Origin of the sequence: Acinetobacter sp. 226-1, from assembly GCF_030329325.1 — a bacterium.
Lineage (GTDB): Bacteria > Pseudomonadota > Gammaproteobacteria > Pseudomonadales > Moraxellaceae > Acinetobacter > Acinetobacter sichuanensis.
On sequence record NZ_JACANU010000001.1, the window covers coordinates 305,779 to 315,722 of the forward strand.

The 9,944-nt window shown below is 35.4% G+C and carries 8 protein-coding genes; 2 read left to right on the forward strand and 6 right to left on the reverse strand.

The window, feature by feature from the left end; all coding sequences use genetic code 11:
- Window positions 1–39: 39 nt before the first annotated feature.
- The 5 genes from HX124_RS01430 to HX124_RS01450 form a co-directional block, all read right to left on the reverse strand.
- On the reverse strand, window positions 40–2,109 hold the full coding sequence (locus tag HX124_RS01430) for a WG repeat-containing protein (protein ID WP_286381723.1): 2,070 nt from the start codon (window positions 2,107–2,109) through the stop codon (window positions 40–42).
- A 78-nt stretch (window positions 2,110–2,187) separates the two neighbouring features.
- Window positions 2,188–2,931, reverse strand: a complete 744-nt coding sequence (locus tag HX124_RS01435) for a DUF4850 domain-containing protein (RefSeq protein WP_286381724.1) — start codon at window positions 2,929–2,931, stop codon at window positions 2,188–2,190.
- Window positions 2,932–3,317: 386 nt separating this feature from the next.
- The gene (locus HX124_RS01440; RefSeq protein WP_286381725.1) at window positions 3,318–3,929 is read right to left on the reverse strand and encodes a hypothetical protein; all 612 of its coding nucleotides are present in this window, start codon (window positions 3,927–3,929) and stop codon (window positions 3,318–3,320) included.
- Window positions 3,930–4,106: 177 nt separating this feature from the next.
- Window positions 4,107–5,003, reverse strand: a complete 897-nt coding sequence (locus HX124_RS01445) for an ABC transporter ATP-binding protein (RefSeq protein WP_107007516.1) — start codon at window positions 5,001–5,003, stop codon at window positions 4,107–4,109.
- Entirely contained in the window at window positions 5,003–5,947 is a 945-nt protein-coding gene (locus HX124_RS01450; RefSeq protein WP_286381726.1) for an ABC transporter permease, read from the reverse strand. Before HX124_RS01450 ends, HX124_RS01445 begins: the two co-directional genes overlap by 1 nt.
- A 270-nt stretch (window positions 5,948–6,217) precedes the next feature.
- Here HX124_RS01450 and HX124_RS01455 point away from each other — a divergent pair, with 270 nt between their 5' ends.
- A complete protein-coding gene (locus HX124_RS01455; protein ID WP_107007518.1) occupies window positions 6,218–6,448 on the forward strand; it encodes a hypothetical protein in 231 nt (76 codons plus the stop codon).
- An 81-nt stretch (window positions 6,449–6,529) separates the two neighbouring features.
- Here HX124_RS01455 and argG read toward each other — a convergent pair whose 3' ends face one another.
- Window positions 6,530–7,873: an argininosuccinate synthase gene (argG, locus tag HX124_RS01460; RefSeq protein ID WP_286376221.1), complete on the reverse strand. Its 1,344-nt coding sequence runs from the start codon at window positions 7,871–7,873 to the stop codon at window positions 6,530–6,532.
- Window positions 7,874–8,448: 575 nt separating this feature from the next.
- On the opposite strand from argG, the gene HX124_RS01465 reads away from it, so the two are divergent.
- Window positions 8,449–9,944: Ig-like domain-containing protein (locus tag HX124_RS01465; protein ID WP_286381727.1), on the forward strand; the 1,496-nt coding region annotated here is incomplete at its 3' end.

Sequence of the window (9,944 nt, forward strand, 5' to 3'; positions counted from 1 at the left end):
ACAAAAAAGAGAGCATCCCAAAAAGCTCTCTTTTTTTATCTAAGCATCAATAACATAGCAATGAATTAAGGCATTTTGCAACAGAGCAGCAAAGCTTTCGACTTCAATATTTTCTAAGACTGCAAAACAAATACTGTCATGATCTGTATTGATATAAAGCAGGCTTTTATGATGTGGTTTGAGATAATGTGCCAAAGACTCTATGCCATCTTGCATAGATTCATCACCATCAATACGCGACCATTGCCAACCAGTAAACTCATCAAAATCAGCCAAATGATATAAACTTTCAGTATCTTTATAATCAAAATGATAAAGTTTTGGAGCCGCAACGTTTAAATATTGCCAATATAAGGTATAGATATTTTGACTTTCACAATAGACTAAAACATCCTCTTGAGCGATTTCAAATTCTTCGATAATAAAAGCATTCGTTGAATGAATCAGTTCAGTTGCTTGTTCTTGGTCTTGCTCACAAAGTAACAATGATATGTCATGCAACCATGCGCTTGCTGTCACTTGCTCAAGCCATTCATTTATTTTAATTTCAAATTGTGCCTCGGTACTGCGACCTAGTAATGCATCATGCAGGGCAGCAAAATAATCTGCGCGAGTCATTTCTTCGGTGACAATAAACTCAAAGCTATGAATATCAAAATAGCCACATTGCGCTTCGTTATTTAAACCATCAAAACATAAAATTTTATCGTGTTGTACATGCAAATAAGGCAGGGAATAGTAGTTGCTATGAATGAGCAATGTCCCTTTTTTATTGAAAATATTAATTTTTAGATCATGGTCAATGGCGACAATTTTTCCACCTTTAAAAATTTTAGGCGGCGAGTCTTGAAAGCCACGTTCAATATTTTGATATTTACAAGGAATGATCATTTCGCCATGTTTATTGATCACACCATAATTTTCACGCTGATCATCAGATTTAAATTGACGTAATGTTGCTAGACCATGCTTAGCGTTGATTTTCCCTAAAATGGCATGATCCAGTTGGAAAACCAAATCGCCTTGTGGTGTATAAACATTGAGTTTTTGATCACAACCTTCTGCACGAATAAATCCATCTTCATAACGACCATAATCAATAAATTTAAGATTATCTTGTAGTAAGCTTAAGCTTGGGAAATGTAGTAATTGTTGAATAATTTCTCCATCTTCTTTCAAAATACTGTGACTGATTAATGCATTGCTATAAACTTCAATGTTATTGAAGCCTTTGGAAAATGGCAGAATTTCATTACCATTCAAGTCATAAAGAGCGCTCGGATGTAATAAATCTTTTACAGCTTTAGATGCAACAATAAACCCTCCTTGCACAAATGCCATCTCAATTTCTAAACTCAGTGGTAAAATTTCACGACCATAGGGCGTAACTAGGGCTGAAAAAGCATGATCTACTGTAAGCTTTCTAGAGGATAGTTTTTTATTTTTAGGGTAAACGGTAAAGGCATCAATCGCATCTTGGAAAAAGCGAGTTTCAGTGAGTGCCCATTGTTTAGAAAAATCTTCATTCCACCAAAAATCTTCAAAGTCAGCCTGAATATCCCAAATGCGTGCAATACATTTTCGATCCCACCAACCTAACTCAAATTGTGGGCGTTGTATGATTTGATTGGCAGTTGAGTGTTTAAACTCAAAAATATTATTTAAATTAAACTGTTTAGACAGCTCCGAAATTTGCTCTAATTGTTTTAAAAATTTCTTTGAGCCAAAAGTAGCATCGTTAAACAGGGTACAGTCCAACATTAACCATGTTTTATGTGTCGTTTGAATGGTCTGATCAATATGTTGCCATTTTTCAGCAATATCGAGAGGGAAATTTTGAATATCTTGTTGAAAGTGTAAATTTAAAAAATTCCAGCGTTGCTTGACTTGAGAAATTGGCGTAATCAACGTAGATAGACTTTGTGTATCTACATAGGTATTGCTGGCAACTTTCTCAGGTAAATGCTCAAGATCTCCCATTAAATATGAAAATAATAGCGGAATATGAGAGAACCATTCAGCCCAAGCCTCAATTTGAGGATTATCAAAATGCCATTCTATGCTATTTGGTAAGCAATCAATTGCAAATAAAGTACATGATTTTGCCATTTTTATAAGATTAAAAAGTGATATTGAGTCAATGAAGCTTAAATTTTATTCACTTATTTTTAAAGGGATTTCAAGTTGTTAATGTGTAGCATGATAAAAATTTAAAATCGGACGCATTAATTGCTGGTTATTTGGATTCAATGTCACATGAATATTGCGAAAATTAAAATCACCATCATTGCTATATTTTGCGACACCATGCGTTTTAGTCTTTTGCTTTGCAATTTGATAACTAAAAAATGCAGTATTTTTATTGGGATAAACCAAAGTTAACTTTTTATGAGAGTCTTGCATACCACCATATTCATATTCAATACTTTGTTTAAGCAATTGTGGGAAATATAAACTTGCTGAAGGATAACCACAACCTGCACAAACTGAAGAATCATAAAGTGTAATGGCTTCTTGATGATCTGGACTCATGAGCAAACTTGAACCTGTTCCATTTGCTCCAGCATCTGTTTGGATGTCTTGCCAATGTCGAGGAACAAGAACGACACCAAGTTCAGGTAAACTTAGAAGCTTGAGTCGCTTAGCTAAATTTTCGTCTAAGTTAAAATTAAAATGACAAGACTGAGCATCACATTTTTTAATTCGAGCAATATAACCATCATCGACAGGATTCAGTGCGGTGACACCATAAAAGGGAATACTGACATTGTTTTGAAATGTTGCATGCCCTAAAAAGTATTGTTGATTATTGATTTTTCTCGCTTTTTCATTATTTGAGAATTGAGGGAATTGTGGCTGAAACGTTTTGATTTCAGCACGTATGGTGTTTGCCAATAATAATAGAAAAATAGGAATAGCGATTTTAAACATGATGGTTTTGTTCTGATGTAATCTTTGCTCAAGTTAGATTTAAATAAGCAGTCATCTTTAGGCATCAAAAATTCTAAAAATAAGCATAAAGAATCCTCGAATGAGAAACCAAATCAACTGTAGAATTCCCATGAAAATCATTTCAAAGAGAACTTCAATAAGAAATTTTATAATTGCTTTGATGATGCGTTTTAATTGTTGAAATGGAAAATAAAAAATCCCTAAACAAAATTGCTTGATTGGAGAGAGTGTATTGCCCAAAAATGTAGTTGGAAAATTATTCTCATTGGCATAAATCAGTGCAAATAACCACATGATTATAAAATAAGCCAAAATCATCAAAAAAATATAGCTCAGCATGATATTTACCTAAAGAATTTTAACTTTTAAGCATCACAATTTCCTGCGTTATCAAGTGCAGAAAAATACCATTTTCCATTAATTTTGCTGAAAAATAGATGCATATCATCACCAATATCTTTACTCTTGCCTACATACTGTAACTCAACTAATTGTTTTTCAAAGGGTAAGATTTTTTTAAGTTCTAGATTGAGTTCTTGCTGAGACATTTCAATAATATCTTGATTATTCTTACTTAACCCTGAAAATGGCTTATGGTTATTTGTGGTATAAAATAAACCTGATTTATTCCAAGAGGTACAGTCCATTGTGGGCAGCTGTGTGCTTTTGATCAGTTTTTGATTGGCTTTAGGTGCTTGATAAAACCACATATTTGAGCCATTCGCTTCGTATTGAGGAAATGAAAATTCTGAACGCGTATAAAAACTTTGATTGATTGGTACCCCAATTTTATTCCAATAAATATAACCATATTGTGGGTGAATATATTGTCGAATCGTTTGAACATCTTGGACGTTAAAAGCGTAGCTCACCGTTTGGATGACGTGCTCAAGTTCCGTATCGATAGCAGCAAAAGAGACAGAAATGTCTAATAGATAAATGATAAGGCTATATTTTAAAAATTGGATTTTAGACATGTTTTTGTACCTTCATATTTTAATCTTTTCTTTATTTATAGTGAGGAATAGTAATAAAAAATAAGTACTTTCAATGCATGAAATTTGTAATCTATTCCAAATGATTATGATGTTTGTGAAAAAAAGCAGGTCGATAAACAACCTGCATGGGGTGTTCTACTGAATATTTAACGCAATTTATTTATGTGTACTGACCTGAGTCATACGTGGAATTTTAGGTAAATCTTCTAGAGCTGGATCAATTTCATCTTCTTGGGCATGTACCAGAAAGTCTACGCGTTTACGTAAATTTTTAAACTCAGTTGTTGTCATTAATTCTGGATGACGAGGACGTGGTAAATTCACTTCAATAATTTCTTTGATTTCACCTGGATTGGCTTTTAATGCAACAATACGATCTGCTAATAAAATAGCTTCATCCATATCATGTGTTACAAAAATAATTGTAATATCAATGTTTTGCCATAAGTCCATAAGGTGTTTTTGCATTTTTTGGCGTGTATGTGGATCAAGTGCACCAAAAGGCTCATCCATCAGTAAAATTTTAGGTTCATTGACTAATGCTCGTGCGATGGCGACACGTTGCTTCATTCCTCCAGAAAGTTGGTGTGGATATTGGTTTTCATATTTTTCTAAGCCAATGATATTAATCCATTCTCGTGCAGCAGCTTCGGCAACAGGATTGCTCGAACCTTTCATAAGTGGTCCAAACATGACATTTTCTTTGACAGTTTTCCATGGGAACAAGGTATAACCTTGAAATACCATACCGCGTTCGGGGCTAGGACCATGAATTTTTGTACCATCCACTAAAATTTCACCACTACTATAGGGGTCAAGTCCTGCAACTATTCGGCTCAAGGTTGATTTTCCACAACCAGATGGACCAATGATACAAATGAACTCTCTTTTATGAATTTTTAAATCAATTTGCTTTAATACCGTTCGTTCCTGTTGCTGATATTTAAAGATTTGGCTGAGTTTTTTGGCTTCTAAAATGATAGGACGTTGATAAATTGCATTAAAATAAGCATTTGCATCAAAATCAGTCGCGTATTGAGGATGATGATTCATTATTTTGCTCCTAATTTCCATTTAAATAGACGTTGCCCTAACTTCATGAGTACAACATCGCACAGTAGACCAATCACCCCAATAATGAGAATGGCGGCATAAACATTGTCAAAATTTTGATAACGTGCTTGTTGAGTAATAAACCATGTAATGCCTGAGGTCGTACCAATCAGTTCTGACACGATTAAATAAGTCCAAGCCCAACCAAGTAATACGCGTAAATCACGATAGATATCAGGTAGGGCAGCAGGAATTACGACATTAAATAAGCTTTTGAATGGGTTCGTACCCAGTGTGAAACCTGCTTCAATTAAACTTTTATCAACTAAACGTGTGGTATTGGCAATAATCAAAATTTGTTGAAAAAGTGTACCGATGACAATAATGGCAATTTTAGGTGCATCATTGATTCCTAAAATAGCCACAGCCAAAGCCCCAAAAGCAGGTGCAGGTAGATAACGAAAAAATTCGACAAAAGGTTCGGTTAGTTGGGAAATTGTTTTAGAAAATCCACATAAAATCCCCAATGGAATGCCAATAAGCGATGAAATAAAAAATGCAGTAAAGACAATTTTAATACTATGCCACAAGCTTTGATGAAACCAAGGTGCATCTGCTTGTACTGGTGCTGTAGTAAAGGCAGTTACTAAAGCAAGCGCAACTTCATGTGGTGCAGGTAAATAAATAGGATTGACTAATTTTCCTTGAGGTGGTGCTTGGTCATGATTGACTGCATTTTGGGCTTCACTATAGAAAATAGCTTTGTCTACTCGGCTACCTACTTGTAGAAAAGTCGCATTTCCTGAGTTTGTAATCTGAACTTGAGGATGCCAAATAAAAGGTAAATAACTAACTGCACACCACAATAAAATAGGAATCAAAAAAGAACAAAAACCTAAATATAGTTTTTTGCTTGCACTGAGTTCACTAGCAACATAAGCCATAACGTGTCGCCCCAATATTACGATTTTTTTAAAATGTAATACTGTTAAGCAAAATGAGTGCCATATCTATTTTTAAAGTTGAAGCATCGAGGTTTAATCGTAAAGCACTGCATATTGCTCTGATACTGATGAAATGAAGTGCATGAATGAACGATATTTGCACTGTTTTGGATAATTCTGTTCTTGTATTTCGCTCAAGCTTAAATAGATTTTTTTTGTTATAGTAGCTGACTTATTTTATACATCTATTTTATATAGGAAATGTAGCGAATGACTCAGACGCACTCAACAGTCCCAAAAAGTAAGAAAAAGCTGTTTATGCTTTTGAGTTTAGGCATCATTATTCCAGTATTACTCATAGTGATCGCATTTGTCGCTATTAAGAATGATGCAGAAAATCAAAAAGAATATGACCGTATCCGTCAGGAACAAGCAGCCCGAATTGAATTAAAAAAACAACAGCAAGAGCAACAAACCATTCATGAAAGTCATTCTGAATAAAGCAACATTTTTCATAAAGTAAAAAAGTGTACGATAAAAAAACCGCTCAAATTTGAGCGGTTTTTTTATATCAAATAAAAATTATTTGTTTTTGTCTTTTAACTGAGGAACAGCAGAACCTGTACCGACTGCAAGTAAACCTGCACCTGTATAGATACCTAATTTTGCACGAGTATCTGTGATGTCAAGGTTACGCATAGTTAACTGACCAATACGATCCATAGGAGTAAATACAGAATCACCTTTTTCCATCGTTAAACGCTCAGCTTCATAAGTGAGGTTTTCAGACTCAGTGTTCATAATCGTGTAATCATTACCACGACGAAGTTCTAAAGTCACCGTACCTGTAATCGCTTTAGCCACCCAACGTTGTGCAGTTTCACGTAGCATTAAAGATTGAGAATCGAACCAACGACCTTGGTACAACAAACGACCTAAACGTAAACCGTTAATACGGTATTGTTCAATCGTATCTTCGTTGTGAATACCAGTCACTAAACGCTCATAAGCGATGTGAAGCAGTGCCATACCAGGAGCTTCGTAGATACCACGAGATTTTGCTTCGATGATACGGTTTTCGATTTGGTCAGACATACCTAAACCATGACGACCACCGATACGGTTTGCTTCAAGAATGAATTCGACTGGATCTTCGATACGTTTGCCGTTTAATGCAACAGGGAAACCTTCTTCGAAAGTTACAGATACTTCTTCAGCTTCGATTTTTACGTCATCTTTCCAGAATGCAACGCCCATGATTGGATCAACGATTTTGATACCAGCGTTTAGGTATTCAAGATCTTTCGCTTCATGAGTAGCACCCAACATGTTTGAATCTGTTGAATATGCTTTTTCTTTTGACATTTTATAGTCAAAACCATTGTCGATGAGGAATTGTGACATTTCCGCACGACCACCGAGCTCATCGATAAATGTTTGGTCTAACCAAGGTTTGTAAATTTTAAGAGCAGGGTTAGTCAACAAACCATAACGATAGAAACGTTCAATATCGTTCCCTTTATATGTTGAGCCGTCACCCCAGATGTTCACATCATCTTCTTTCATGGCAGTTACAAGCATTGTACCTGTTACTGCACGACCCAATGGGGTTGTGTTGAAGTAAGGAACACCACCAGTGCTGATATGGAATGCACCACATTGAATTGCAGCAATACCTTCTAATGCAAGTTGTAAGCGGCAGTCAACCAAGCGTGCTTTTACTGCGCCATAAGCTTCTGCTTTACGTGGAATTGCATCATAGTCATCTTCATCAGGTTGACCCAAGTTTGCAGTATATGCATAAGGTTCTGCGCCTTTTTGTTTCATCCACAATAAAGCTGCTGAAGTATCTAGACCACCAGAGAAAGCGATACCCACTTTTTTGCCTACTGGTACATTCTGCAAGATCGTTGCATTATCAGTCATTGCTAGTCCTAACTATTTTGAAATAGGCACCACAAAATCGGGTCACCCAAGAGAATTTTATAAACGCAGTATTATAGCACTTTTATTTATGAGTTTTTAGAAAAAATGAGCTTTGAGAAGCTTTAATTTTATAATTAAAATATAAGATATTTATCTTGTATTTTTTTTTAAATTAAACCAAGAAAAAAATAAAGATGAAAGTTTAGACATTTTTTTTGATGGTTGTAGGATTGTGTGATTTCTTAAGTTTTGCATTTTTTATGTGTAGTGGTTCACTTTCTAAGAGAAATAAGCATTTAGACAAATAAAAAAACATCCCTAAATAGGGAATATCAAGTTTTAATTGACTGAATACAATCATTTAATGGGCAAAGTGAAATTAAATAAAGTATGTGAATGATCCGTACTTTATTTGTTTTTATTTTCAAGTGATTTAGTCAGACTTTATGCAAAGTCTAAATGAATGTGATGACGAAAGATTTTCTAATCAGTCATTAAAACTCATTTTTTAATATGTTGTTTAACCTAATATTTTCAAAAATATATTTAAAATTAATTTATTCAGGGGCAGTAAAATGGTTGATATCAAGTCTGTAAATATTGCAAATGGACAAAGCATTGAGCAAAACCTTGCAGTTTCTCAGCAGGGAAATGTGATTACAACAAAATTAAGTCAAAATAATGCCATTACTAAATTAGGTATTTCACCTGATCAAATTTCAAATACGACACGTGACGGACAAAATTTAGTTATTCATTTAAAAGATGGTAGCCAAATTGTTATCCAAGACTTTTTTTTACAACCAAATCCACAGCTTGCATTACAGCAAGGGGATTTATTGTGGAATATGCAGGTTGCAGAAACAGCAACAGGCTTAGAAACTAATTATTTAGCCTTAAGTTCTTTAAGTGATTTAGCATCAGTAACGAGTACAGGAAGTGCTTTTAGTATTCCAACTTGGGGAATGGCGATAGCAGGTGCAGCTGGTTTAGGTGGTGTTATTGCTGCTTTGAGTAGTGGTGGTGGAAGTAGTAAATCAAATGATGAAAAAGATATTACTCCACCTAAAACTGGGGCTTTTGGTCTCAATGATTATCACGATACTGGTATAAAAGCAACTGACTTCGTTAGTCAAGATAAGGATTTTGATTTAACTTTAACAGGGCAAGAAGCAGGCTCAACTGTTATTTACCAAGTTTCCAAAGATGGTGGTAAAACATGGGTAAATACAGATGCGAAGCAAAGCAATTTAACTGATGGGAGTTATCAGTTTAGAGCAGTGGTGAGTGATGCCGCAGGTAACACCGCAACAACAGCAGTACAAACGATAGTAGTCGATACAACAGCACCAAAAGCAGGAGTAATTAGCCTAACTGCGTATGAAGATACAGGTGTGAAAACGGATGACTTCGTTAGTCAAGATCGTAACTTTGACTTAACTTTGACTGGACAAGAAGCAGGCTCAACCGTTATTTACCAAGTTTCTAAAGATGGTGGTAAAACATGGGCAAATACGGATGCGAAGCAAAGCAATTTAACTGATGGGAGTTATCAGTTTAGAGCAGTGGTGAGTGATGCCGCAGGTAACACCGCAACAACAGCAGTACAAACGATAGTAGTCGATACAACAGCACCAAAAGCAGGAGTAATTAGCCTAGCTGCGTATGAAGATACAGGTGTGACAACGGATGACTTCGTTAGTCAAGATCGTAACTTTGACTTAACTTTGACTGGACAAGAAGCAGGCTCAACCATTATTTACCAAGTTTCCAACGATGGCGGTAAAACATGGGTAAATACGGATGCGAAGCAAAGCAATTTAACTGATGGGAGTTATCAGTTTAGAGCGGTGGTCAGTGATGTTGCAGGCAATGTTAGTACAACGAGTATCCAAAAAGTTACTGTCATTTCAGATGAAGATACAACTGCACCAAAAGCAGGGGTAATTAGCCTAGCTGCTTATGAAGATACAGGTGCTAAAGCGGATGACTTTGTCAGCCAAGACCGTAACTTTGATTTAACTTTAACAGGACAAGAAGCAGGTTCAACCGTTGTTTACCAAGTTTCTAA

Coding starts and splice junctions, on each gene's coding strand:
- HX124_RS01430 (WP_286381723.1), bottom strand. CDS start 2,109: ATGGCAAAATCATGTACTTTATTTGCAATTGATTGCTTACCAAATAGC.
- HX124_RS01435 (WP_286381724.1), bottom strand. CDS start 2,931: ATGTTTAAAATCGCTATTCCTATTTTTCTATTATTATTGGCAAACACC.
- HX124_RS01440 (WP_286381725.1), bottom strand. CDS start 3,929: ATGTCTAAAATCCAATTTTTAAAATATAGCCTTATCATTTATCTATTA.
- HX124_RS01445 (WP_107007516.1), bottom strand. CDS start 5,003: ATGAATCATCATCCTCAATACGCGACTGATTTTGATGCAAATGCTTAT.
- HX124_RS01450 (WP_286381726.1), bottom strand. CDS start 5,947: ATGGCTTATGTTGCTAGTGAACTCAGTGCAAGCAAAAAACTATATTTA.
- HX124_RS01455 (WP_107007518.1), top strand. CDS start 6,218: ATGACTCAGACGCACTCAACAGTCCCAAAAAGTAAGAAAAAGCTGTTT.
- argG (WP_286376221.1), bottom strand. CDS start 7,873: ATGACTGATAATGCAACGATCTTGCAGAATGTACCAGTAGGCAAAAAA.